24 protein-coding genes and 1 tRNA gene are annotated in these 24718 nt (G+C 63.0%); 9 read left to right on the top strand and 16 right to left on the bottom strand.

Annotated features, from left to right (window positions below):
* Positions 1-6: 6 nt before the first annotated feature.
* The 9 genes from RFN28_RS08885 to RFN28_RS08845 form a co-directional block, all read right to left on the bottom strand.
* Complete coding sequence (locus RFN28_RS08885; protein ID WP_320287006.1) at positions 7-441, bottom strand: hypothetical protein; 435 nt, start codon at positions 439-441, stop codon at positions 7-9.
* A gap of 328 nt (positions 442-769) precedes the next feature.
* The gene (locus tag RFN28_RS08880) at positions 770-1837 is read right to left on the bottom strand and encodes a BMP family ABC transporter substrate-binding protein (RefSeq protein WP_320287005.1); all 1068 of its coding nucleotides are present in this window, start codon (positions 1835-1837) and stop codon (positions 770-772) included.
* Positions 1838-1888: 51 nt separating this feature from the next.
* Positions 1889-2809, bottom strand: coding sequence for an ABC transporter permease (locus RFN28_RS08875; RefSeq protein ID WP_320287004.1), 921 nt, complete (start codon positions 2807-2809; stop codon positions 1889-1891).
* Complete coding sequence (locus RFN28_RS08870; RefSeq protein ID WP_320287003.1) at positions 2809-3921, bottom strand: ABC transporter permease; 1113 nt, start codon at positions 3919-3921, stop codon at positions 2809-2811. The genes RFN28_RS08875 and RFN28_RS08870 overlap by 1 nt, the downstream gene beginning before the upstream one ends.
* The gene (locus RFN28_RS08865; protein ID WP_320287002.1) at positions 3918-5495 is read right to left on the bottom strand and encodes an ABC transporter ATP-binding protein; all 1578 of its coding nucleotides are present in this window, start codon (positions 5493-5495) and stop codon (positions 3918-3920) included. The genes RFN28_RS08870 and RFN28_RS08865 overlap by 4 nt, the downstream gene beginning before the upstream one ends.
* Before the next feature lie 214 nt (positions 5496-5709).
* Positions 5710-6687, bottom strand: coding sequence for a quinone oxidoreductase family protein (locus tag RFN28_RS08860; protein ID WP_320287001.1), 978 nt, complete (start codon positions 6685-6687; stop codon positions 5710-5712).
* A 97-nt stretch (positions 6688-6784) separates the two neighbouring features.
* Positions 6785-7552, bottom strand: coding sequence for a phosphatidylcholine synthase (pcsA, locus tag RFN28_RS08855; RefSeq protein WP_430677662.1), 768 nt, complete (start codon positions 7550-7552; stop codon positions 6785-6787).
* Positions 7553-7599: 47 nt separating this feature from the next.
* Positions 7600-8214 carry a DUF1326 domain-containing protein gene (locus RFN28_RS08850; protein WP_320286999.1) on the bottom strand — a complete coding sequence of 205 codons (615 nt, stop codon included), beginning with the start codon at positions 8212-8214 and terminating at the stop codon, positions 7600-7602.
* Between the two features lie 11 nt (positions 8215-8225).
* Positions 8226-9119 carry a DUF2182 domain-containing protein gene (locus RFN28_RS08845; protein ID WP_320286998.1) on the bottom strand — a complete coding sequence of 298 codons (894 nt, stop codon included), beginning with the start codon at positions 9117-9119 and terminating at the stop codon, positions 8226-8228.
* A gap of 101 nt (positions 9120-9220) precedes the next feature.
* Between RFN28_RS08845 and RFN28_RS08840 the strand changes: the two genes are divergently transcribed.
* Positions 9221-10432: a UbiH/UbiF family hydroxylase gene (locus RFN28_RS08840; RefSeq protein ID WP_320286997.1), complete on the top strand. Its 1212-nt coding sequence runs from the start codon at positions 9221-9223 to the stop codon at positions 10430-10432.
* Positions 10433-10659: 227 nt separating this feature from the next.
* Positions 10660-10983 carry a heat shock protein HspQ gene (gene hspQ / locus RFN28_RS08835; protein ID WP_320286996.1) on the top strand — a complete coding sequence of 108 codons (324 nt, stop codon included), beginning with the start codon at positions 10660-10662 and terminating at the stop codon, positions 10981-10983.
* Positions 10984-11055: 72 nt separating this feature from the next.
* Here hspQ and RFN28_RS08830 read toward each other — a convergent pair whose 3' ends face one another.
* Positions 11056-11676: an invasion associated locus B family protein gene (locus tag RFN28_RS08830; protein ID WP_430677560.1), complete on the bottom strand. Its 621-nt coding sequence runs from the start codon at positions 11674-11676 to the stop codon at positions 11056-11058.
* 291 nt (positions 11677-11967) lie between these two features.
* Between RFN28_RS08830 and RFN28_RS08825 the strand changes: the two genes are divergently transcribed.
* The 3 genes from RFN28_RS08825 (at position 11968) to RFN28_RS08815 (ending at position 16911) form a co-directional block, all read left to right on the top strand.
* The gene (locus RFN28_RS08825; RefSeq protein ID WP_320286994.1) at positions 11968-13788 is read left to right on the top strand and encodes an extracellular solute-binding protein; all 1821 of its coding nucleotides are present in this window, start codon (positions 11968-11970) and stop codon (positions 13786-13788) included.
* A gap of 32 nt (positions 13789-13820) precedes the next feature.
* Positions 13821-14501, top strand: a complete 681-nt coding sequence (locus RFN28_RS08820; protein WP_320286993.1) for a DsbA family oxidoreductase — start codon at positions 13821-13823, stop codon at positions 14499-14501.
* A gap of 517 nt (positions 14502-15018) precedes the next feature.
* Positions 15019-16911, top strand: coding sequence for an ABC transporter ATP-binding protein/permease (locus tag RFN28_RS08815; RefSeq protein WP_320286992.1), 1893 nt, complete (start codon positions 15019-15021; stop codon positions 16909-16911).
* Here RFN28_RS08815 and RFN28_RS08810 read toward each other — a convergent pair.
* Positions 16898-17122, bottom strand: a complete 225-nt coding sequence (locus RFN28_RS08810; protein ID WP_320286991.1) for a hypothetical protein — start codon at positions 17120-17122, stop codon at positions 16898-16900. The genes RFN28_RS08815 and RFN28_RS08810 overlap by 14 nt on opposite strands.
* Before the next feature lie 162 nt (positions 17123-17284).
* Here RFN28_RS08810 and mgtE point away from each other — a divergent pair, with 162 nt between their 5' ends.
* Positions 17285-18649: a magnesium transporter gene (gene mgtE / locus RFN28_RS08805; protein WP_320286990.1), complete on the top strand. Its 1365-nt coding sequence runs from the start codon at positions 17285-17287 to the stop codon at positions 18647-18649.
* Between the two features lie 41 nt (positions 18650-18690).
* Here the strand turns inward: mgtE and RFN28_RS08800 are convergent, their stop codons facing one another.
* The 4 genes from RFN28_RS08800 to rpiA form a co-directional block, all read right to left on the bottom strand.
* Positions 18691-19836, bottom strand: a complete 1146-nt coding sequence (locus RFN28_RS08800; protein WP_320286989.1) for a serine hydrolase domain-containing protein — start codon at positions 19834-19836, stop codon at positions 18691-18693.
* Positions 19837-19859: 23 nt separating this feature from the next.
* Positions 19860-21248: a glutathione-disulfide reductase gene (gor, locus tag RFN28_RS08795; protein WP_320286988.1), complete on the bottom strand. Its 1389-nt coding sequence runs from the start codon at positions 21246-21248 to the stop codon at positions 19860-19862.
* 114 nt (positions 21249-21362) lie between these two features.
* Positions 21363-21980: a DUF2059 domain-containing protein gene (locus RFN28_RS08790; RefSeq protein ID WP_320286987.1), complete on the bottom strand. Its 618-nt coding sequence runs from the start codon at positions 21978-21980 to the stop codon at positions 21363-21365.
* On the bottom strand, positions 21967-22698 hold the full coding sequence (gene rpiA / locus RFN28_RS08785) for a ribose-5-phosphate isomerase RpiA (RefSeq protein WP_320286986.1): 732 nt from the start codon (positions 22696-22698) through the stop codon (positions 21967-21969). The genes RFN28_RS08790 and rpiA overlap by 14 nt, the downstream gene beginning before the upstream one ends.
* Before the next feature lie 154 nt (positions 22699-22852).
* Here rpiA and RFN28_RS08780 point away from each other — a divergent pair, with 154 nt between their 5' ends.
* From RFN28_RS08780 to RFN28_RS08770, 3 genes are all read left to right on the top strand, one after another.
* Positions 22853-23533, top strand: coding sequence for a phosphoglycolate phosphatase (locus RFN28_RS08780; RefSeq protein ID WP_320286985.1), 681 nt, complete (start codon positions 22853-22855; stop codon positions 23531-23533).
* 126 nt (positions 23534-23659) lie between these two features.
* A tRNA-Val gene (locus tag RFN28_RS08775) sits at positions 23660-23734 on the top strand.
* 325 nt (positions 23735-24059) lie between these two features.
* Entirely contained in the window at positions 24060-24425 is a 366-nt protein-coding gene (locus RFN28_RS08770) for a DUF1403 family protein (protein ID WP_320286984.1), read from the top strand.
* Positions 24426-24486: 61 nt separating this feature from the next.
* Here the strand turns inward: RFN28_RS08770 and RFN28_RS08765 are convergent.
* Positions 24487-24718, bottom strand: a 232-nt coding sequence (locus RFN28_RS08765; protein ID WP_320286983.1) for a glucoamylase family protein, incomplete at its 5' end; no start/stop codon positions are given.

Below are 24718 nucleotides of genomic sequence, written 5' to 3'. Positions count from 1 at the left end.
GTCTCGTCAGAGCTTCACCGCCTCGATTGCGGCCAGGGAACGGTCGATCACCTGATCGAAGGTCTCATCGAGACGTGTGCGCGTTGTGACCGCCGACAGCCTTGCGGCAAATCCCAAATGGTAGTCTACGAACCACTCAGGGCGCGGCTCCGGCTCCGGAAACGGTCCCCACCATGGGGGAAGCTTCGGTATCTTCGGCCGCGTGGGGCACCAGTCATCGAGGTCGCTCAAAAGCGCCTTCATGTCGAGGCCGCCTCGCTCAGCCACCCAAGCATGGCGGACAAATTCGTCGGCAACCGCTGCGCCCAGTTCATGCGGCGGGAGCGGCTGTGGATTGAGTGCGACCCGCGCAAGCCCACCCTGCGGTCCGCGCGGGATGACATCGAAGATGGCGGGAAAGCGCTTCCCGATGATCGCCAGAAGTTTTTTATTCAATTGCATAAGACCCCCTTCTGCGGGCGCTTGTCACGCCAGCTGATTTCGTCTGATTTGCATGGTCAGTATGGAAGTGGAAGTCACTGACGTATGTGAAAGCGGTCACGGAACCGGTCACAGATATTGCGCAGATCCCATGAGAATCTGGAATTCGGAAAAAGATAGAGCGAGATTTATCTTAAATACTTGGCACGCAAGATCGAACAACGATCTTTAGCCGACTAGCAAAAAGTCAGTTCAGCTTCCGCCCTGGGCGGGGAAATCTTGCCAATCGATCCTAAAACGAATGAGGGCGCCCCGAGGCGCCCTCTCCGGTTCGAAATTTCGTTGCTGCTTACTGCGGCAGCTTGTCGTCGATGCCTTTGACATAAAAATTCATGCCGAGCAGCGTGGCGTCGTCGGCGGCTTCGCCGTCCTTCAGCCAGGGCGAGCCGTCCTGCTTGGACACCGGACCGGTAAAGGGATTCCAGCCGCCGGCGATCTTCTTCTCGGTCGCTTCGGCCATCGCCTTCACGTCGTCAGGCATGTTGGTGAAGGGCGCGAGCTTGACAGCGCCGTCCTTGATGCCCAGCCACACATTGTCCGGCTTCCACGTGCCGTCGAGGGCCGCCTGCACGCGGCTGATGTAGTACGGGCCCCACTCGTCGGTGAGTGCGGTCAGCTGCGCGTTCGGCGCGAACTTGATCATGTCTGACGACTGGCCGAAGCCGTGCAGCTTGCGCTCCTCGGCGACCTGCAGGGCAGCGGTGGAGTCCGTGTGCTGGACGATAATGTCGGCGCCCTGGTCGAACAGGGCCTTGGCGGCGTCGGCTTCCTTGCCCGGATCGAACCAGGAGTTCACCCACACGATCTTGACCTTGAAGTCGGGATTGATCGACTGCGCGCCGAGCATGAAGGAGTTGATGCCCATCACCACTTCCGGGATCGGGAAGGAGACGATGTAGCCGGCAAGGCCTTTCTTCGATTCCTTGGCCGCTATCTGGCCGAGAACGTATCGGCCTTCAAAGAAGCGCGCATTGTAGATGCCGAGGTTCTTGCCGGTCTTGTAACCGGTGGCGTGCTCGAACATCACCTTGGGGAATTTCTTGGCGACCTTGACCTCTGCATCCATGAACCCGAAGGACGTGCCGAAGATGATCTTGCATTTCTCGCGCGCCAGGCGCTCGAAGGCGCGGTCGGCGTCGGGGCCTTCCGAGACGTTCTCGAGATAGGCGGTCTCGACCTTGTCGCCGAGCGCCTTCTCCACTTCGAGGCGGCCCTGGTCGTGCTGGTAGGAGTAGCCGAAGTCGCCGATCGGACCCGTATAGACCCAGCAGGCCTTCAGCTTTTCGGCCGCCTCGGCGGTCGCCGCCAGCGACAGAGCCGCAGTCGTGGTCATAAGCGCAATAAGCAGTTTTTTCATCGTGTTACCTCTCTGAGTTAAGCCTTGGAGCTTCCCGTCTTTTTGTTGTTGTCAACGATCCGGAACGAATGGCTGCCCCAACGAAGCCGGCGTGTTCATCATCGTCAACCGCTTGTTGCGCGAGATTAGAACGAGAACCGCGATGGTTGCCAGATAGGGCAGCGAAGAAAGAAACTGTGAAGGCACCGGAATGCCAAAAGCCTGTGCATGAAGCTGGCCGATCCACACCGCGCCGAAGATGTAGGCGCCCGCCAACACCCGCCACGGACGCCAGGAAGCGAACACCACCAGCGCCAGCGCGATCCAGCCGCGGCCGGCACTCATGTTCTCGACCCATTGCGGCGTATAGACCAGCGACAGATGCCCGCCGGCAAGACCGGCGCAAGCGCCGCCGAAGATCACGGCCAGATAGCGGTAGCGGATCACCTTGATGCCGAGCGCATGCGCCGAAGAGTGGCTGTCGCCGATCGAGCGTAATGTGAGACCGGTGCGCGTCTTGAACAGGAACCACATCACGGCGGCAGTGAGCGCGATCGAGAGGTAGAAGAGAGGATCCTGGCCGAAGATCAGCCTGCCGACGACCGGAATCGAGCTCAGGCCGGGGATATCGAGGTTGGGTAGCCTGACGCCCGGCTGGCCGACGAAGCTGGTGCCGATCATGCCGGAGAGGCCGAGGCCGAGCAGCGTGAGCGACAGGCCGGTCGCGACCTGGTTGGTGGCCAAGGATAGCGTCATGACAGCGAAGAGCAGCGAAAACAGCGCGCCGACAATGATCGCGGCAAGCAGGCCGATCCAGGGCGATCCGGTGAGATAGCCGGCGCCGAAACCGCCGACGGCGCCCATGATCATCATGCCCTCGACGCCGAGGTTGAGCACGCCGGAACGTTCCACCACCAGTTCGCCGATCGCCGCGATCAAGAGCGGCGTCGCCGCGGTCGCGATGGTCAAAAGGATGTTGACGGTGATGTCCATCAGCGTGCCCCCTCCAGCTTGGGCGCGGCCTCGAGTTTCGGCGCGGCAAAGCCGATCAGACGAATGCGGTAATGAATGAGCGTGTCGCAGCCGAGCACGAAGAACAAAAGCATGCCCTGGAATACCCGCGCCACCTTGTCGGAGATGCCCAGTGCGGTCTGCACCGCCTCGCCGCCGAGATAGGTCAGCGCCAACACCAGGCCCGCCGCGACGATGCCCAGCGGATTGAGCCGGCCGAGGAAGGCGACGATGATGGCGGTGAAGCCATAGCCGGGCGAGATGACAGGCTGCAGCTGACCGATGGCGCCGGAGACTTCCGAGATGCCGGCAAGCCCAGCCAATGCACCGGACAGCAGGAAAGTAAAAAAGACCATCTTGTTGAAGCCGAAGCCGGCGAAGCGCCCTGCCCTCGGGCTCGAGCCCAGAACGCGGACCTCGAAACCTTTCAACATGCGGCTCATCATCAGCCAGATGGCCACTGCGGCGACCAGCGCGAAGACGAAGCCCCAGTTGGCGCGTCCGGCATCCGGCATCAGCTCCGGCAGGACGGCCGAGTCGCCGAACTGGATGGTCTGCGGGAAGCCGTGGCCTTGCGGATCGCGCCACGGGCCACGCACCAGCCAGTCGAGGAAGAGCTGCGCCACATAGACCAGCATCAGGCTGGTCAGGATCTCGTTGGTGCTGAAGCGGGTCTTGAGCAGCGCCGGGATGGAGGCATACAGCGCGCCTCCAACCATCCCGAGCAAGAGCATCAACGGCAGCACCAGCGGGCCTTCGAAGTCGGGGAACAGCACCGGGATGATCGAGCCGAAGATGCCGCCCAGGATGAACTGGCCTTCGGCGCCGATGTTCCAGATGTTGGCCTTGTAGCAGACCGACAGCCCGACCGCGATCAGGATGAGCGGCGCCGCCTTGATCGCCAGTTCATGCAACTGCCAGACCTCGCTGACCGGCTGAACAAAGTAGACAGTGAAGGCGGTGAACGGATTGACGCCGAGCAAAGCGAACATGATGGCGCCGGCAATCATCGTCAGCGCGAAGGCGATGAAGGGCGAGAGCACCTGAAACAGCGCCGAGCGCTGCGGGCGTTTGACCAGTTCGAGTCGCATCATGCCGTCTCCATGGTATGTTCGGCGTGGCCGGGCTCGGCGCCACCCATCAACAGGCCGATCTTTTCGAAGGTGGCCTCGGCGATCCGCAGCGGCGCGGACAATTCGCCGTTGTGCATGACCGCGATGGCGTCGGACAGCTCGAACAATTCGTCGAGGTCCTGGCTGATGACGAGAACCGCCGAGCCGCTGCGGGCAAGCTCGATCAGCGCCTGGCGGATATGGGCGGCGGCACCCGCGTCGACGCCCCAGGTCGGCTGGTTGACGACGAGCACGCTCGGCTTGCGGTCGAGCTCGCGGCCGACGATGAATTTCTGCAGATTTCCGCCCGACAGCGCCGCCGCTTCCGGATCGGGCGCGCTCTTGCGCACATCCATCGCCGCGATGATGCGCTGGGAGGCGCTGTAGACGGAACCGTTCTTGACCATGCCGCCGGAGCCGACGAACGATTTGCCGTCAGTGGCATGGCGCGAGAGCAGCAGATTCTCCGAAAGCTTCATCCGGGGTGCCGCACCATGGCCGAGGCGCTCTTCCGGCACGAAGGCGGCACCCATAAGCCGCCGGCCGGTGATCGAGAGCGCGCCGGCATCCTTGCCGCGGATGCGCACCGAACCGGTATCCTGCTGCAGCACTTCACCCGAGACGGATTCGAAGAATTCGCCCTGGCCGTTGCCGGCCACCCCGGCAATGCCGATCACTTCGCCGGCGCGCACGGTGAGATTGATGTTTTTCAGCGGGATGGCGAACGGCGTCGCCGGCTTGCGGGTGAGCCCGCGGATCTCCAGCAACGCCGGTGCCGTGTCGATGCCCTCGGCCGGCGCGCGCACCACCGCCTTGACCTCGTTGCCGACCATCATGCGGGCGAGCGAGGCTGCCGTCTCCTGGCGCGGGTTGCAGTGGCCGACCACCTTGCCGTGACGCAGCACGGTGGCGCGATCGCAGATGCGTTTGACCTCTTCCAGCCGGTGCGAGATGTAGAGGATCGACTTGCCCTCGGAGCGCAGCCTTTCCAGCGTCTCGAACAGCTTGTCGGCTTCCTGCGGCGTCAGCACCGAGGTCGGCTCGTCGAGTATGATGAGCTGCGGCGTCTGCAGCAGGCAGCGGATGATCTCGATGCGCTGGCGCTCGCCAACGGAGAGATCGCCGACCAGCGATTCAGGATCGAGCGGCAGGCCGTAGCTGTAGGAGAGCGCCCTGGCCTTCGCGGCGATGGTGCTGATAGGCGAGCCGTCATTGAGCGAGAGCGCGATGTTCTCGGCTGCCGTCAGCGCTTCGAACAGCGAGAAATGCTGGAAGACCATGCCGATGCCGAGCTTCTTGGCAATCCCGGGGCTGGTGATCCTCACCGCCTGGCCGTCCCAGAAAATCTCGCCGGAATTCGGCTCCAGCGAACCGAACAGCATCTTGACCAGCGTCGACTTGCCGGCGCCGTTCTCGCCGAGCAGCGCGTGGATCTCGCCCTTCGCGATGTTGAGGTCGATGTGATTGCACGCTGTCAGCGTGCCGAAAATCTTCGTAAGGCCGCGAACCTCGAGCAGGTTCGCCCTGTCATGATTTGCACTCACAGTGCCTCCCATCCAGTTACCCGGATATGTTCTGTGTTCCCGCTAGTATCGTATGCGCGGCCGGCTTCGGTCGGAAAGCGGCACCCAACTTGAAAGAGCTTCAAGAATTCCAGCGGAAACTCAAGGGGTAAGATACACCTATTGGGAGCTTGCGAAAAACCGGCGGGCCTTTCGGGCAAACTGTGCCCTCATCCACGGCATGGCGCTGAAGAACGAGGCAGCCGGCTCAGGGAATGAGGACGGTCGTGCCGGTCGTCTTGCGGCCTTCAAGATCGGATTGCGCTTGCGCGGCGTCCTTCAGCGCATAGCGCTGGTTGATCTTGATCTCGACGGCGCCGCTCAGCACCACGTCGAAGAGCGCGTGCGCCGAGGCCACCAGATCCTCGCGCTTGGCGTTGTAGACGAAGATCGTCGGCCGGGTTGCGTAGAGCGAGCCTTTTTGCGCCAGCAGCGACATCGAGAAAGGCGGGATCGGCCCCGACGACTGGCCGAAGCTGACGAACATGCCGAGCGGCCTCAGGCAATCGAGCGAGGCGGGAAAGGTGTCGTTGCCCACCGAATCATAGACGACGTCGCATTTCCGGCCGCCTGTGATGGCGGCGACGCCGGCGACGAAGTCCTGCTCCTTGTAGTTGATGACATGGTCGAAACCATTCGCTTTTGCGAGCTCGATCTTGTCGGCGGAACTCGCAGTACCGATCACGGTTGCGCCGAGATGCTTTGCCCATTGGCCGAGGATCAGGCCGACACCGCCGGCGGCGGCATGGTAGAGGATCGTGTCGCCCGCCTTCACAGGATAAGTGCGGCGCAGCAGATATTCCGCCGTCATGCCCTTCAGCATCATGGACGCGGCCTGCTCGTCGCTGATGCCGTCCGGTACCTTGACCACGCGGTCGGCGGCGATCACCCGTTCCTCGCAATAAGCGCCGACATTGACGGCATAGGCGATGCGCTCGCCCGGCGTCAGCCAGTCGACGCCGGCGCCGACGGCCAGCACCACGCCGGCCGCCTCGCTGCCCGGGATCAGCGGGAGCCCGCCGGGCGGCGGGTAGAGGCCTGAACGATGATAGACGTCGATGAAATTTAGGCCGATAGCGGTGTGCCTGACCAGGATCTGCCCGGCGCCCGGCTGGCCGGGATCGGCATCCTCATAGGTCAGGACTTCGGGGCCGCCATGGGCATGAATGCGGATCGCCTTGGACATCGCTCGACTCTCTCGGGACGGGGATAGGATTTAGAGCATGATCCCGAAAAGTGGGAACCGGTTTTCGGAAAAGATCATGCTCCAACAAAAAGTTAGGTCAGGATTTCTTGGCGCCAAGGTTCGGGAACATCTGCATGATGCCCCCGATGCAGGCGAGATAGAGGCCGGTGATGGTGATGCCGATCTTGGTGAAGTCGCTGACCTGCTCACCCAGCACGCCGATCTTGTTGTAGAAGCTGGCAAGAGCGGCCTGCGCCAGCGCAAGCGCACCGAAGGCGCACCACAAAAGGATCATGCCGAGATTGAGCGACCTGAGCCGCACCACCCGCACCGGATGGATGAAGTTGATCGGCAGGAAGGTGAGGATGCCGGCGACCACCACCACGGCGAAGGAAACCCATGGTCCCGGCTCGATGACGAAAAGCGTGAACACCACCATGTTCCAGACGACCGGGAACCCCTTGAAGAAGTTCTCCTTCGTCTTCATGCCGGTATCGGCATAGTAGATCGCGCTCGACACCACGATGATCGCCGCCGACAGAAACGACAGGTTCTCGCCCATGAAGCCGCGCTGGTAGAGCGCGAAGGCCGGGATGAGCACGTAGGTCACGTAGTCGATGATGTTGTCGAGCACTTCCCCCGACCATGTCGGCAGGATCTCCTTGACTTCGAGCTTCCTGGCGATCGGACCGTCGATGCCATCGACGAACAGCGCCAGCCCCAGCCACCAGAACATCGCGGTCCAGCGCTGCTCGCTGGCCGCGACCAGCGACAGGAAGGCCAGGAACGAACCGGACGCGGTGAGCAGGTGCACGGAAAAGGCGCGCGCCTGCGGCCACGTGACTTTCTTCTTTGGCCGTGGAATCCGCTCCGCGATCTTCTTGGCCGCTTTCCTGGCTGTTGTGTTCTTGCTCACGGTCCTCGCCAGTCCAGCTTGCAGATCTCGGCCGATCGGCCGGCGAAATTCCAGTTGCGGCCGAAGGCGCGCATCTTGCTCTTGTCGGACCTCGCGACGGTGATTTCCGGCGCGATCCAGTATTCGGAATTGGTGATCACCGTATCCTTCTCGCGGTCCTTGCCGGGCACAGGCGTCACCGCGCCGTCGATAATCTTTGGTATCTGGAAGACACGCGTCTTGTCACGCGTCTCATAGGTAATCGGCACCTGCTCGACGCCGAGGAATTTGCCGACCAGGATCGAAAGCAGCGACGTGGTGCCGCCCGCCTTGCCGGTGAAGATTTTTGTCAGGGCCTTCGCCGCATAGATGGAAGCGCGCTTGTCGATGAACAGGCCGGCAGTCCAGTTGCCGCGGCTCATATAGCCCGGGATTTCCATGACCAACCCAAGATTGAGGCCGGACAACTCGACCTCGCCGAAATGGCCGGCATCGATGCGGAATCCAGCCCAGGTCTGGCAATAGCCCTCGGTCGGCGGGTGGCTGCCGAGCGACAGAACGCAAGGGCAGAAAACCGTGCAATTGCAGGAGAGGACCAGCTCTCCCTTCATTGCCCAGCTTTGGTCCGTCATCGAATTCTCCCTCACGCCGAAACTAATAGCAGGGCTGCGGCCCACACAAGCAGTATCGCACCGGCTGCCCGGCTTGCCATCCTGCCGGCGGTCTGTTTTTCGATCAGGGTGAACAGGCCGATCAACGCCATCCAGAAGATGTTCATCGCGCCGACGGCGAACATCACCAGCATCAGCGCCCAGCAGCAGCCGAGGCACCAAACGCCCTGCCCTACACCGAGTCGGAAGATGCGTCCCGGTTTGGCGCTCCAGTTGGCGAACAGGATCGAGAACGGGTTCCGGCACTTCTTCAGGCAGGCCTGCTTCAGGCCGCTGAATTGATAGAGGCCGGCAATCGCCAGGGCGGCGGTTCCGGCAAGCCCGGCCACAGGATCGAGCACCTGCCCGGAGGCGGCGAAAGCATAGACCGCAAGCGTCAGCGCGGCGAACACCACCGAGGCCGCAAGCCAGGTCGTGAGATATCCAGCAACCAGGACCAGCGGATGGACGGCGGGCTCGTCCTTGATCCGGGCGGTATCCGCGATCTCGCAATAGATGCGGATCATCGGCGCCGCCGAAGGCAGCATCGCCGCGACGGCCATCAGGAACCACATCAGGATAAGCGCCGGCGCCAGCACGGCAGCGGAGCCAGCAAGCGGCGCGGGCGCAAGACACAGGGCGAAAAAGCGGTCGAGGAATTCCGGCAGAGGCAAGCGCGGCAGGTCCTTGAGCAGCGCGTCGCCAGGAACTCCGCCGGCAAGCCGACTCTCGGCGCCGCGAATCGCCATGGCAACGAGGATGAACCACGCAAGGGCGATGCCCGCGCCAATCGTAACCGTCACGACGAGGCGCGGGCTGCGCGCGAATCCCGCCGTGGCGCGGCCGGCGCGGTCGAGATTGCTGAAATCATGCTCCTGGCCGGTCATGGCACTCGAATGGGCCGAATCGCCGCGTTGATCAAGCCTGAGTATCTGCCCTATATCCACACACAGGCCCGAAGGGTCGCCATCACTCATGGAAGCCTAGCGTGGAGCAGAACAACAAAGCCCGCATATTGGTTGCCGGCAGCGGTCCGGCCGGCCTGATCGCGGCGCTCGGCTTCGCCGAAGCGGGCTTTGCCGTGACGCTCGTTGGCCCGGAGGCCACCACCAGCGACGGCCGCACCACCGCCCTCATGAACCCGTCGCTGAAAGTCCTCGAGCGGTTGGGCGTGCTGGACGAGATCAGGCCGCAGGCGGCGCCGCTGAAGGTGATGCGCATCGTCGACGCGACCCGCCGGCTGATCCGCAGCCCGACCGTGACCTTTCGCGCCAGCGAGATCGGCGAGGAGCAGTTCGGGCTCAATATACCGAACAATATCCTGATCCCGGTGCTCGCCAAGGCGGTTGCCGCTCACCCCGGCATCGAATGGCGAAAGTCGATGGTCGAGACATGGCGGCTTGACGCCGCGCAGGCCCATGCGAACCTGGCCGATGGCAGCGAGGTCTCCGCATCGCTTGCGGTCGCCGCCGACGGGCGCCTGTCGCCGGCACGCGAAGCCGCCGGCATAAGGGCGTCCGCGCGGCCCTATCCCCAGTCTGCACTCGTTCTCAATTTCAGCCATCGCAGCGAGCACGGCTTCATCTCGACCGAATTCCACACCGAGACCGGACCGTTCACGCAGGTGCCGTTGCCGGGCAAACGCTCCAGCCTCGTCTGGGTGGTGAAGCCGGAAACGGCGCGGGAACTCGCAGCGCTCGACGATGCCGCGCTGTCGGCCCGGGTCGAAGAGCAGATGCAGTCGATGCTCGGCCGTGTTTCGGTCGAGCCCGGCCGCCAGGTCTACCCGCTGTCGGCGGCCTCGCCCGGGCGTTTCGCGCAAAACCGCGTGGCGCTCGTCGGCGAAGCCGCCCATGTCTTCCCGCCGATCGGCGCCCAAGGCCTCAACCTCGGCATCAGGGATATCGACGATCTGATTGGAATCGCCAGCGAAAACCGCGACGATCCAGGCTCAAGGCTTAGCCTCGCCGCCTATGACACCAGGCGGCGTCCCGATATTTTGGCGCGCAGCAGCGCGGTGAACCTGCTCAACATGTCGCTGCTGTCCAACATGCTGCCGGCCCAGCTGGCGCGCAGCGCCGGTCTCAACGCGCTGGGCAGCTTCGCGCCGCTGCGCGCCTTCTTCATGCGCGAAGGGCTGCGACCGGGCAGCGGCTTCCGTGCGCTGACCGGCGACTTCAGGAAACAGGCCTCGCGCTAAGGTGACACATCGGGACCTTCCGCTTTCGGCCCGAAACCATAGCCCGCGCCGATCCGTAGCTTGGCAGCAAGGTGGCGCTGCGGCATTGAATCGCGACCGCATCTACGCCAAAAGAACCAAGCCGAAAGTCGGGCTCGATTTTTGGGCCCGTGATGCGTAGATTCAAGACCTTAGGCGCCTTGCGCGCAAGCCACTGACGGCGCCTCGGGTCCTAAGTGGTGAGTGCGATGAAAACAGCCAAATTCGCGATCGGACAAGTGGTTCGCCACCGGCTGTTTCCGTTCCGTGGCGTGATCTTCGACGTCGATCCGCAATTCGCCAACAGCGAGGAATGGTACGAAGCCATTCCCGCGGACATGCGTCCGCACAAGGACCAGCCCTTCTATCACCTTCTCGCCGAGAATTCCGAGACCGAGTACATCGCCTACGTGTCCGAGCAGAATCTGCTCGAGGACCGGTCGGGCGAGCCGATCCGGCATCCTCAGATCGGCGAGATGTTCGACAAGCTGCCCGACGGGCGCTACGAGCCGAAACGCCATTCGAAGCACTGAAGGCGTAACCGCCGACAACAAAAAAGCGGGGAAAGGGCCCCGCTTTTTTCGTCTCCGGAGAAACGCTCATAATCAGTTGGCGGTTTTCGCCTTGTCCTGCTCTTCCTTGAGCTTCTTGGCGAAGTCCTGATTGTTCTTCGCGACGAAGTCCTGCAGCTTCTTCTGGCGGTCCTCGATGTCCGACTGCTGCAGCGGCGGGCCATCATAGGCGTCGCCGAAGCCCTGCAGCGCGACCTTGATCGGGTTCGGCTGGTTCTGGAAGTTGACCGAGGTGAGCGTGATCTGCTTGCCTTTCTTGAACGAACCCACGAGCTGGTCGGTGAGCGGCACTTCGGCGACGCAGCGATCCGGGAAGCAGATCACATAGTCGAGCTTCTGCGCCTTGCCGGCATCGATCTGCAGGCCGATGCCGGGAGGAACGAGGCGGCCGGTCGGCACCGTCACCTGGAACACCTTGCGGTTCACCTTGCCCTTGAGCTCGATCAGGCTGATGCCGGTGACGAGTTGGCCATTGCCGGCGGTGACGATGTTCTGCACGTTGCAGATGTCGACGTCTTCCTGCTTGGTGCAGGCCTTGAACCAGCCCTGCGGAATCTGCGGCGGCTGCTGTGCCGAGGCGGTGAAAAGCCCGGCGCCCAGAACGCCGACCACGCCTGCGGCCAGTACCGAAAGGCGGTACGCGTTGCTCGTCATATGGTGCACTTTCCTCTCAAATGATCCCGGGGACCGGCTTCTTGGTGCCGTGTGGTCCAGCTACCTGTTGCCCAAATGAGGCAACAGCATGACTTCGGAGCGCGTGTTACACCGCCAGCGGCGCTGAATCCAGCCCGGTTTCCGCGATTTCTTCGTGGTTTCGCGTCGCTGGCGAACCCCGATTTGGCGACGGACCTCGCGAACCCAATTGCCATAGCGCACGATTCAATCGGTGGGCGAAATGCTCTAGGGTGCGTGACGAATCACAAGCCGCCCGGCAAGGAGACGGTCATGGACCGCGTTCTCGTTCGGCTGATCGCCGCGACCTCGTTTTTGGCCCTTTCGCTGCTTCCGGCTTTGTCGGAACCGAAGCACGGCATCGCCATGCAGGGCGAGCCGGCGCTGCCTCCCGACTATACGCATTTCGATTACGTCGATCCCGATGCGCCGAAGGGCGGCAGCGTCACCTATTGCGTCGTCGGCAGTTTCGACAATCTCAATCCGTTCATCCTGAAAAGCCTGCGCACCACCGCGCGCGGCATGATGGACACGGTCTACGGCAACCTCGTCTTCGAGCCGCTGATGCAGCGCAACTACAACGAGCCTTTCAGCCTCTATGGGCTGCTCGCCGACAGCGCCGACATGGACCCGGATCGCAAGAGCATCGAGTTCCACCTCAATCCCAATGCCAAATGGTCGGACGGCCAGCCGGTGACACCGGAGGACGTGCTGTTCACCTACGATGTCTTCACCGCGAAGGGCCGTCCGCCCTACAGCGATCGCATGAGCATGATCGCGAAGCTGGAGAAAACCGGCGACCACAGCGTGAAATTCACCTTCAACGACAAGGCCAACCGCGAATTTCCGCTGATCGTCGCGCTGACGCCGATCATCCCCAAGCACGCCTTCGACAAGGACAGCTTCGACAAGACGACGCTGAAGCCATTGATCGGCAGCGGCCCCTATACCGTGGACAAGGTGCAGCCCGGCCAGCGCATCGTCTTCAAGCGCAATCCCAACTACTGGGGCAAGGACATCCCCGCCAAGCGCGGCTTCGACAATTTCGACCAGATCACCATCGAGTATTTCCTCAATGCCAACGCCAAGACGGAAGCGTTCAAGAAGGGCATCTGCGCGCTTGACGACGAGACCGATCCGGTCAAGCGCGACCGCGATATCGACATTCCTGCGTTCCGCAGGGGTGAGGTGAAGCAGGAATATTTCGACACCGGCATTCCGCCCGTGGTGACGGGCTTCCTGTTCAACACCAGGCTGCCGAAGTTTTCCAATCCGGTCGTGCGGCGCGCGCTCGGCATGCTCTATGACTTCGAATGGGCGAACAAGAACCTGTTCGCCGGCAAGTTCAACCGCACCATGAGTTTCTGGCAGAACTCCGAGCTGTCCGCGCTCGGCCATCCGGCCGGCGACCGCGAGAAGGCGCTGCTTGCCCCCTACCCCGACCGGGTGCCTGCCGAGGTCATGGACGGCACCTGGCGGCCGCCGGTCACCGACGGCTCAGGCCAGGACCGCAAGGTGCTGAGGGAGGCCTTCGATCTCTTGAAAGGCGCCGGCTATTACATCCAGGACGGCCGGATGGTCGATCCGCAGGGAAATCTGTTCGGTTTCGAAATCCTGACCTCATCGCAGGATGAGGAGCGGCTTGCAGCCCTCTACCAACGCACGCTGGAGAAGATCGGCATCGGCGTGACTATCCGAAGCCTCGACGGCGACCAGATCCAGTCGCGCAAGCAGCGGTTCGACTTCGAGGTTCTGATCGGCACGAGCGGCTTCAACAATTCGCTGTCGCCCGGCAGCGAGCAGGTCGGACGCTGGGGCTCTGTCGCGGCCAGGCAGGAAGGGTCGTTCAACCTGGCGGGCGTCGCCGACCCGGCGGTCGACGCGGCGATCAAGGCAATGCTGAACGCACGCGCCAAGGAAGACTATGTCGCCGCGGTGCGCGTTCTCGACCGGCTGCTGATCTCCGGCAACTACATCGTGCCGATGCAATACAACACGCAGCAGTGGCTGGCTTACTGGAGCTACCTGGAACATCCGCAGAAGACCCCCATATTCGGCTACCAGCTGCCGGCATGGTGGCGAAAGCCCAATTGACCGCCTGAAGCAAACCGAGCAGGGAGACGAGCATGAGCGCCGGGAACTCGATCACCGTCGATGTGGTGTCGGATGTCGTCTGCCCCTGGTGCTTCATCGGCCAGAAGCGGCTGGACAGGGCTATTGCCGCTGTCGGCGATGTCGAGGTGCATGTGCGCTGGCGACCGTTCCAGCTCGATCCGACCATTCCGCAAGCAGGCATGGATCGCCGCCAATACATGCTGGGCAAATTCGGCAGCGAGGAGCGCATCCGCCAGATTCATGCGCGGATCGAACCTCTCGGCGATGCGGAAGGCATCCATTTCGCCTTCGCCGCCATCAAGGTCGCGCCCAACACGCTGGACGCCCATCGCGTCATCCGCTGGGCGGGAGCCGCCAGCGAGGACATCCAGAACCGGCTGGTGCGCCGCCTCTTCCAGCTGAATTTCGAGGAAGGCGTCAATCTCGGCGACCATTCCGTGCTGGTCGAGGCCGCCCGCGAGGCCGGCATGGACGCTTCTGTGGTCGAGACGCTGCTGCCGACCGATGCCGATGTCGACGCCGTGCGCAACGAGATCGCCACCGCCTCGCGCATGGGCATCACCGGTGTGCCCTGCTTCCTGCTCGAAGGCAAATATGCCGTGATGGGCGCGCAGGACGCCGACACGCTCGCCGATGCCATCCGCCAAGTCGCCCAGGCCAAGGCGCGCGGCGAGCTGGAAACGGCAGGCTGAGCCAGCCAGGGGCGATCGACAAACACGCCCCCTGCCGCCAAGAACCGTTTTCGGACATTCGCGGGCTCCGGGAAGCACGATTTGAGGCAAGCCGGAAGATCCAAGCCGGAAGATCAAGGACGGCGCTTTTTTGCCGTATTCCGTTATTGCCGGTTAGCAAAATTGGCCGGCCGGCATGTCATTTTCGTTCACAAAACCGTGTTTTTAGTTTCCCTTGGGGAAAGGCCAAACGGTCTCCCAACTTTAGGCCCAACGGACTGAAATAAAAAGAGAAAATTGGGCAGAAAGCGGCTTGCTGGCCGCTTCGTTCTGTTGCCCTCATGCCACTACAGGTGGCCAGGTTCACATTCGGGGAAGAAAAATTAATAGAAAATGATCAATTGGTGTTACTCTGTGTAACAAAACTAAGAAAGGTTTGGGCGGGATCGTGATTCGGGTCGGTAGACCGCGACGTACAGTACCGGCAAAACTAGCTAGCGAGGCGGCAAGGCCCTCGCCCCTTACGCCGGTATCGTCGATGCGCACCTTCTGGGGGCTGATGCGAGCCTACTGGTTCTCCGACCGCTGGAAGGAAGCCTGGACCCTCACCCTCGTTATCGCGTTGCTTACAGCGCTCTCCAGCAAGGCCGGCGTGTGGTTTGCCGTGGCATCAGGCGAACTGGTGAACTCGATCGCCTTCTTCCACGACGCCGCCAATACCAGCCCGCTGCAGTCGCTTTTGACCAATGCGGGCATATTGATGCTGCTGGTGCTGCTCAAGGACGCCGTCTTCACCGGGGTGCGCAATCTCGTCTCGGCGACCTTGCACCGCAAATGGCGCGGCTGGCTGAACAGCCAGTTCAACCAGGCGCTGCTCGACGGCAACCATACTCATTTCCATGCCCAGCACGGATCGGTGGCCGGCGGCATCGTTGCTCCCGACAACATCGACCAGCGCATCCAGGAATCGATCAAGGACATGACCGGCGGCGCGATCGGTCTCGCCATGGGCGTTCTGGGTGTCGCGACCTCGCTTTATTTCGTCGGCGAGAATTTGATCGGGTCCTCGGTAGAGGTCAAAGGGCTGGAATTTCTTGGCAGCTATGGCAGTGCCGTGCTCGCCTTCCTGGCTGTCGCCACCTACGTGCCGCTCAACACCTGGATTGCGGTCAAGCTCGGCGGCCTGCTCGAACGTCTCAACATCCGCATGCAGCAGGCCGAAGGCAGCTATCGCGGTGAGCTGACGACGTTCCTGCGCCGCAGCTTCCACGTCGCAGCCTCGCATGGCGAGGATGTGCAGAAGACCATGCACGACAGGCTCTACGTCGACATCGACAAGACCTGGGGACGCCTGAACGTGGTCAACACCAGCTACATGTCGTTCGAGCTGATCTACAATTTCATCGGCGCCCGCATCGTTTCCTACGGTCCCGGTCTCGTGCCGTTCATCCACAATGGCTTCGACCTCAGAGGCTACATAACCGGCTCCGAAATGGTCGCCCAGTTGATCAGCCAGTGCTCGTGGTTCATCCACGTCATGCCGGCGATCGCGACGCTGAGGGCCAACGGCCAGCGCGTAACCGAGCTCGCCAACGCCATAGAGAACGTCCAGCATCCGCAGGAGTTCTATCGTCAGACCGGACGCTCCGATTTCGCTTATGCCACGCAGAATCCTGTTTTCGGCCTGACCATCCAGAAGCTGGAGCTGGCGCATCAGGGCGAGGATGCAACGCCGTTCCTCAGCGCCGCCAATCTGCGCTTCCGGCGCGGCGAATGGACATTCCTCAAGGGCGAGTCCGGTTGCGGCAAGACCTCGCTGATCAAGGCGATCAACGGCCTCTGGCCCTACGGCCGCGGCACCATCGTGTTCCCGGAAGGAGTGACGAGATTCTATGCCGCCCAGGAGGTCAAGCTGCAGCAGGTCTCGCTGAAGCAGCTCGTCTGCCTGCCAGGCTCGGAAAACGACCACGGCGACATGCAGGTGGCGGCGGCCCTGCACAAGGCCGGCCTCGGCGAATTCATCGAGCATCTGGCCGATGAGAGCCGCGAGGGCAAGATCTGGGATCAGGTCCTGTCCGGCGGGCAGAAGCAGAAGCTGGTCGTTGCCCGCATCATCCTGCAGCAGCCGGGGCTGCTGTTCCTCGACGAAGCGACCGGCGCGCTCGACCCCGAAGGCAAAATCGCCTTCCACGAGGCGATCAAGACCAACTGCCCCGATGTCACCGTCATCAGCGTGATGCACGAAGCCATGCCGCCGCGGTCGCTCTCCGGAGCAGAATTCTACCACAGCGTCGTCGCAATCACTGATGGCGTCGCGACCAAGAAGCCGCTGGTCCCCACTTTGCCGCTCGAACTCACGACGATCCTGGCTCAGCCCCGGCCGGCCGAGGACAAATGGCTGCGCTTCTCGCGACGGCTCAAGCAGAAATAGCAATTTTTCCAGACCTTTGAACGGCCGCCGGGCCGGTGCGATCGATCACAGTCTCGCGATCCGGCGGTTCCTCGGCCGTTTCCGTGCTCTTCGCGATTGACTCGGCAAAACGCGCTCCTATGTTGCGCCCGCTCGTACAATTCCAACCTACAGCGCCGCGCGTCCCTTCGGACGAGCAAAGGATGCTGTAGAAACTTAGAATTTTGCGCATGATCCTTTCCGAAAATCGAAACCGATTTTCGGGGTCATGCGCTAACCCGCGAGCAGAAAGGTCAACCCGCCATGCCTGGCGACAGTCACAGTCGAACGCAACTGCCGTCCGCCTTGACGTGACCTGACGGCTCACGTCCTGCCGGACGGCAAGGAGTGAGCCATGAACGAATTCGCACCCGTATTGGACGACGAAGCGGTCGCCGTCGCCCGTGTTCTTGCCAACGATCACGTCGCCGACGTCGTCGAAGCCCTCAACCGCGAATCCCGTGAGACGGCCATCGAGCTGCTCTGCGCGGTGCCGTTCGTGCGGCTGGTCGAGATCTTCGACCAACCGGAGCTCGAAAGCGCCCCCGAGCTCGCCGAAGCCCTGCCGCGCGACAAGGCGGGCAAGCTTTTGACCGCCATGTCGGTCGACCGTGCGGCCGATATCCTGCGCGAGCTCGATGGGCCTGCCCGCTCTGAGCTCCTCGGCGCGCTTGCACCGCCGCTGCGCATGACGCTGCTTTCCATCCTCGGCTATCCGGAAGGCAGCGCTGCCTCGATCATGACGACGGAGTTCGTCAGCGTGCCCTCGAACTGGACCGTCGGCCGCACGCTCGATTACATCCGCAAGGTCGAGCGGACGCGCGAGACCGTCTACGCGATCTACATCACCGACCCGGAAACGCAGCTGTTGCTGCGGGCGACGGGCTTGCGCCGGCTGATCACCGGCGAGCCGGAGGACTCGATCCTGTCGGTGGCGCCGGATCGCGCGCCGGTCACGGTCACGCCGCTGACGGATCGCGAGACGCTCGCGCAGACCATCTCCAAATACGACCTTCTTGCCTTGCCGGTCGTGGATCACGGCAGGATCCTCGGCATCGTCACCGTCGACGACATCATCGACACGATGGTCGAGGAAACGACTGAGGACGTGCACCGCTTCGGCGGCATGGAGGCGCTGGACGAGCCCTATATGAGGATGGGCTTCCTTGCCATGATCCAGAAGCGGGCCGGCTGGCTCTGCGCGCTGTTCCTCAGTGAGATGCTGACGGCCAACGCCATGCAGAGCTACGAAGGCGAGCTGGGGAAGGCGATCGTGCTCACCCTCTTCATCCCGCTGATCATGAGCTCCGGCGGCAATTCCGGCTCGCAGGCGACCTCGCTGGTCATCCGCGCGCTGGCGCTCCGCGAGATCGGCCTTCACGACTGGTGGCGGGTCGCGCTGCGCGAGCTGCCGACCGGTCTGGTGCTCGGCTCGATCCTCGGCGTTGTCGGTATCTTTCGCATCGCGCTCTGGCAGTATCTCGGCCTCTACGACTACGGCCAGCACTGGATGCTGATCGCAGCAACCGTGGGTGCCGCGCTGATCGGCATCGTCACCTTCGGCTCGCTGTCGGGATCGATGCTGCCTTTCGCGCTGAAACGCATCGGCTTCGACCCGGCAAGCGCCTCGGCGCCGTTCGTCGCCACGCTGGTCGACGTCACCGGGCTTGTGATCTACTTCTCGGTGGCGCTGGTCATCCTGCGCGGCACGCTGCTTTGAGCTCGATCTCACCGTCGCCGGCTTTGCCGGCGGCGGTCTTCTCAGACCCCGTAGATCGCGTCGCGCACTGCGTCCGGGAATGCTCCAGTCATGCCGGCAATCGCCGTGTTGGTCAACGCCACCACCGTAAGGTCTGCCGACGGATCCACGAACCAGGAATGGCCATAGACGCCGCCCCAGCGCCACGAGCCGACGGCCTGCGGCGTCAGCGCGGCGGCCGCGTCGCGCAGAACCGCAAACCCCAGTCCCCAGCCCCAGCCGGGCCTTGTCGTCTCGATGCCCGCGATGGCATCGGCCGTCATCGTGCAAGCGGTTTCGGGGGTAACGACAGGCCCACCTCCCTGGCGCAGCGCTTCGAGGATTTTCAGCACATCGCCCGCGGTGCCGTTCATGCCGGTGCCACCGGAGGGGAAGGACGCCGGATCGAACGTCCGTCCCGGCGCAAAGGAAATCACGCCGTCGCCAAACGGCACAAGATGATGCTCGCCCATTCTGACCGGTCCGGCCGGCCCATCCGCATAAGGGATTGCCAGACGCCTTTCGTTGCGCACGCCAAAGGCGCTGTCGCGCATGCCAAGCGGTTGCGCGATCAGCCGGTCGATCAGATCGGGCAGCGAAGCGCCGGCCGCCCTTGCCATGACCTCGCCCAGCACATCCATCGCCACCGAATAGCCCCAGCGCGTCCCCGGCCTATAGGAGAGCGGCACCGACGCGATGCGCGCGAGATTGTCAGCCATCGACAGCCCCGGCTGGTCGAGGCCGTCCGACACGCAGGCGCGCTCGTAGGCGTTCCCAGCGGGTTGGGCGAAGCCATAGGCGAGGCCGGCGGTGTGCGTCAGCAACTGCCGTGCGGTGATGACCGGCGCTTCTCCATCCGGCAGTTTCGGGCGGAATTCGGGGATGAACTTCGTCACCGGATCGTCAAGCGCGATCCGGCCGGCCTCGACCAAAGCCAGCGCCGCTGCGGCGACGATCTGTTTGGTGACCGAGGACAGCCGGAAGATGGCGTCCTCGGCCATAGGCTTGCCCTGTTCGCGGTCGGCAAGGCCGAAGGCGCGCCTATAAAGCATGTCGCCGCGTTGGGCGATCAGGATCACGCCACCGACGACGCGCTGCTCTTCGACGGCCGCATCGATGACCTGGTCGATTCGCTGGCCGAAACCACGGTCGAGCAAGGCGGCACACATGGCCAACTCCGAGAGCGAAGGTCCTACACGCGCTCGCCGTTCTTCACGCGATAGGTCGGCTTGTACATGGTGACCAGTTCCTCCGCCGCGGTCGGATGCACCGCCATCGTGCGATCGAAATCGTGCTTGGTGAGCCCGGCCTTGAGCGGGATGCCGAGAAGCTGCGCCATCTCGCCGGCGTCAGGTCCGAGGATATGGGCGCCGACCACTTTCCGCGACGCCCCTTCGACCACCAGCTTCATCAGCATCTTCTCGTCGCGGCCCGACAGCGTGTGCCGCATCGGACGGAAGGAAGCGCGGTAGACCTCTATGTCCGGGAAGCGCTTGACCGCCTCATCTTCGGAGAGGCCGACGGTGCCGATCTCGGGCTGCGAGAACACCGCCGTCGGGATCGTGTCATGGTCCACCGCCGTCGGATTGCCCTTGAAGGCGGTCTCGATGAAACACATCGCTTCGTGGATGGCCACCGGCGTCAGCTGCACGCGGTGGGTGACGTCGCCGATCGCCCAGATATTGTCGATGCTGGTGCGGGAAAATTCGTCGACGACGATTGCGCCCGTCTTGGCGAGTTCCACGCCTACGCCTTCGAGTCCCATGTTTTCCGTGTTCGGGATGCGGCCGATCGCCAGCATGACCTGGTCGACGGTCAACGCCTGGCCGCTGGAGAGCAGCACGTCCAGCCTGCCCTGCGGGTTCTTGCGCACCCATTCGGAGATCGAATGGGTGAGGATCCTGATCCCCTTCTTCTCCATCGTTTCGTGCAGCGAGCGGCGCAGGTCCATGTCGAAGCGCGACAATATCTCCCGACCGCGGTACACAAGCGTGGTCTCGACACCCAGGCCGTGGAAAATGTTGGCGAATTCGACGGCGATGTAGCCGCCGCCTTCGATCATGATGGCCTTCGGCAGTTGCTTGAGATCGAAGGCCTCGTTGGAGAAGATGCAGTATTCGTGGCCGGAAAGCGCCGGATGCGGGGCCGGACGTCCGCCGGTGGCGATCAGGATCTGGTCGGCGCTGACGGTGCGGTCCTCGGCAGCCAGATAAACGGAATGCCGGTCGACCAGAACTGCTCGCGAGTGAAAGGCCTCGCCGCCGACGCCCTCGACGTTCTTCTTGTAGATCGCCTCCAGCCTGGCGATCTCCTTGTCCTTGTTGGCGACCAGCGTTGGCCAGTCGAAGCTTGCCTCGGGCACCGTCCAGCCATAGCCGGCCGCGTCGGCAAAATGCTCGGGAAATTGCGAGGCGTAGACATAGAGCTTTTTCGGCACGCAGCCGCGAATGACACAGGTGCCGCCGAAGCGATACTCTTCGGCGATGGCGACGCGCTTGCCGAGGGATGCCGCCACACGGGCCGCCCTCACCCCGCCGGAGCCGCCGCCGATGACAAAGAGATCATAGTCGTAGCCGGCCATCGGGATGGGCTCCTGTGAAATGAAAAGGGTCGCGTCAGAGGTAGGCTGCCAGCAGGCAAAAGAAAAGCCCGGGAAACCCGGGCTCCTCTGGTCCAGTAGGCCGCTTGAAACGGATCAGTTCTGCGAATTATCGGCCGGAGCCGAGTTGTCGGCAGGTGCCTGGTCGTCGGCCGGAGCCGAATTATCGGCGGGAGCGGTCGCACCCTGGGCAGGCTTGGCGGGAGCCGCGGCCTTGGCGGCGGCAGCGAGCGTTTCGCCGACCTGCTGGGCGAGATCGCGGGCAACGCCGTTCTGCCAGATGTCTGCCGCCTTCACGAGGTCGCGCGTGACAGCCGGTCCGCTGTCCAGCAGCTTCTTGCCGGAATCGGAGCTGTAGAACGCGGCGATGTCGTTGAGTTCCTTCTCCGAGAACACCTTGGCGTAGGCAAGGGCGGCCTCCTTCTCGAGATCGGCCCGGCGCGATGCCAAGCCCATGGCTTTCTCGGTGACCGTCTTGCCGATCAGCTCCTGCATGTCGGGATTCTTCTGGATCAGCTGATTCTCAAGCGCCGCCGCCGCCTGCGGCAAAATGTTGTCGAACGGGTCGGTGGCGTGGATCGCGGCCACCGCCGCGCGTGCAGCCTTGAGATGCGATTCGCTCACATCCTGCGAAAACGCCGGCGAAGACAGCGCAAGGACGACTGAGGCCGCCAGAAGTGTCGAAAGGCGGCGAACCCGTTTATGCAACATCATGGTCGATAGAACTCCCTGGTTTTCGGGCGGCATGGACGGTTTGGATGCCGTCGCCGCCGGCGATGATGGCCGTTGACGCCAGCCCGATGAATAGACCGTGCTCGACAACGCCTGGAATGGCGAAGAGAGCATTCGAAAGCGCTCTTGTATCCGGAATGCGGCCAAAAGATGCATCGAGGATAAAGTGGCCGCCGTCTGTAACAAAAGGCTGGCTCCCCGTCATCCTCAATGTCACCGGGCCGGACAGGCCGAGGCCAGCCGCGGCCGCGGCAACCGCGATCTCGGTAGCGCGCAGGCCGAACTTGTTGACCTCGATCGGCAGCGGAAACCGGCCGAGCGTCTCGACCATCTTCGACTGGTCGGCAATCACGATCATGCGCGCGGACGCCGCAGCGACGATCTTTTCGCGCAAAAGCGCGCCGCCGCCGCCCTTGATTAGCGCGAGCGAAGGGTCGATCTCGTCGGCGCCGTCGATGGTGAGGTCGAGTTCGGGGGTTTCCTCCAGCGTCGACAGCGGCACGCTGAGCTCGCGGCAGAGTGCCGCGGTGCGCTCTGATGTGGGCACGCCGATGACGTTGAGGCCGGTCGCGACCTTTTCGGCGAGCAGCCGGACGAACTCTTCGGCGGTCGAGCCGGTACCGATGCCGAGCCGCATGCCGTCGCCGACATGGGCAAGGACCGCGCGTGCGGCCTCGACCTTCAACTGCCTTGCGTCCATGCCGCGCTCTGTCCCGATTTCACTGGTTTCGCGCGCCTCCTAGCATTTTTGCCTGTCCCGTCAAAGGCTCTGCCTGTGGACCGATAGAGGCTGCTTGCTTGGCCGCCGCGCAGCTTGTATCGGCTGCGGCACTTCAACCGCTGCAGGACTGGCCATGACCCGACCGATCATCGTGTTCGACCTCGACGGGACGATCATCGACACCGCGCCGGACCTGCTCGACAGCCTCAACCACAGCCTTGCGGCCGGCGAGCTGGCAGCGGTCGACGAAGCGGGCTTCAGGCGTTTCGTCGGCCATGGCGGCCGCGTCATGATCGAGCGGGCGCATGCGGCGCAGAACAAATCGCTGGTGGCGGAAGAGCACGACCGGCTGCTGAAACTCTTCCTCGACCATTACACGCTGAACATTCCAGGCAAGTCGCGCCCCTACCCCGGTGTCATTGCTGCTCTCGACCGCTTCCAGGCCGCCGGCTACCTGATGGCGGTCTGCACCAACAAGTACGAAGCGAATTCGGTGACGCTGATCGGCGCCCTCGGCCTGGCCGACTATTTCGCGGCGATCTGCGGCCAGGACACCTTTGCCTTCCGCAAGCCCGACCCGCGCCATCTCACCGAGACCATCAAGCTGGCCGGCGGCGATCCTGATCACGCCGTGATGGTCGGCGATTCGCAGACCGACATCGATACCGCCAAGGCGGCCGGCATTCCGGTGGTGGCGGTCGATTTCGGCTATACCGATCGCCATGTGCGCGAATTCGAACCGACGCTGGTGATCTCGCATTTCGACACGCTGACGCCCGATCTGGCTGAGCGGCTGATTGTGGCGGCGCGCTGAGCGGCAGGCCTGATCGGGCCGGCGGGAATCCGGAAATCAATCCGCAAGATAACGTCGGCGCATTGCTTGACTTCGCGCACCTGCCTCCCTTATATCGCGGCTCGCTTCGGCCTTCGGGCAACGAGCGGGCGATTAGCTCAGCGGGAGAGCACACCCTTCACACGGGTGGGGTCGCAGGTTCAATCCCTGCATCGCCCACCAAATTCTCAAAGAAAATCATGTAGTTGAGGGATGAGCCCCTCAAGCCGGGCAATGAACGTGTTTTTCGTGTCGCCACCATGTCGCCACCATGCCGCGAAGATTTTCACGTATAAGCAAGGCGCGCCGCGGCGTCCTGAACATCCTCTTCCGCCCTTTCACGGCGGTAACAGGGGTTCGATTCCCCTTGGGCGTACCAGAAATTTCAAGCACTTAGCGGAATTTGTGGGCGATGCGTCGAATATGCATTGAATATACGCCTGCGAACGCCAGCGAACAAAGCGCGTTGACTAGTTTGCTGAGAATCGGCGAATTGGTGCGGGGGAGCATGGCGGCAGTTTTCCGTGCAGCCGTCTCCAGCGCCAATCGGCTCGAAAAGATCGTCGACCAGCTTGGCCTCCACTGGGACGGGGCCGCGCTGGTAGCGCTTTGCACGCAAGTCAACGAATTCGCGCGGTCCCAGCGCCCAGCGCCGTTCGCCGCCGCGGCGATCGCCGCGGACGTCGTCGCCATGCGGCCCGACTCCGAGCTTTTTGCCTGGTGGCTGGCCGACCTGGTGCTGGCGCAAAGCCGCTACTCGTTTACGGCAGAATCGGTCGGGCTTTCCGTTTGGGTTCGGGGCCGGTGCTTCCCTGACATCACGAGGAGGGGGTTCGAGGTGGTTTGGCGTCGGGTCGGCGTCGTTGCTGCCTGAATGGTGGGGCCTCTTGCCGGGTCTGCGCGGATTCAGTTTCCTCGCGCCGATTTCTCGGTTGTTAGTGTTGGTCATTGTCGATCCCTCCGATGGGTATCAACCAACCGCCCGAAAAACCGGCCCGGTACAGTCCCGTGGCGATGGCCGGCACGCGGCGCATCAGTCGCCACAGGAAGTCCGATCGGTAATTCTCGATCATCAGGGCGATCGGCCCCTGATTGATGCCGATATGGTCCGGCGATACCCAACCGCAAGCCCGGCCACCGGCGGTGGCGATTGTCGGATTGAAACTT

Origin of the sequence: Mesorhizobium album, from assembly GCF_033977205.1 — a bacterium.
Lineage (GTDB): Bacteria > Pseudomonadota > Alphaproteobacteria > Rhizobiales > Rhizobiaceae > Mesorhizobium > Mesorhizobium album.
The sequence above is the reverse complement of the archived record's forward strand: the minus strand, read 5'-3'. Positions and strand labels throughout refer to the sequence as shown.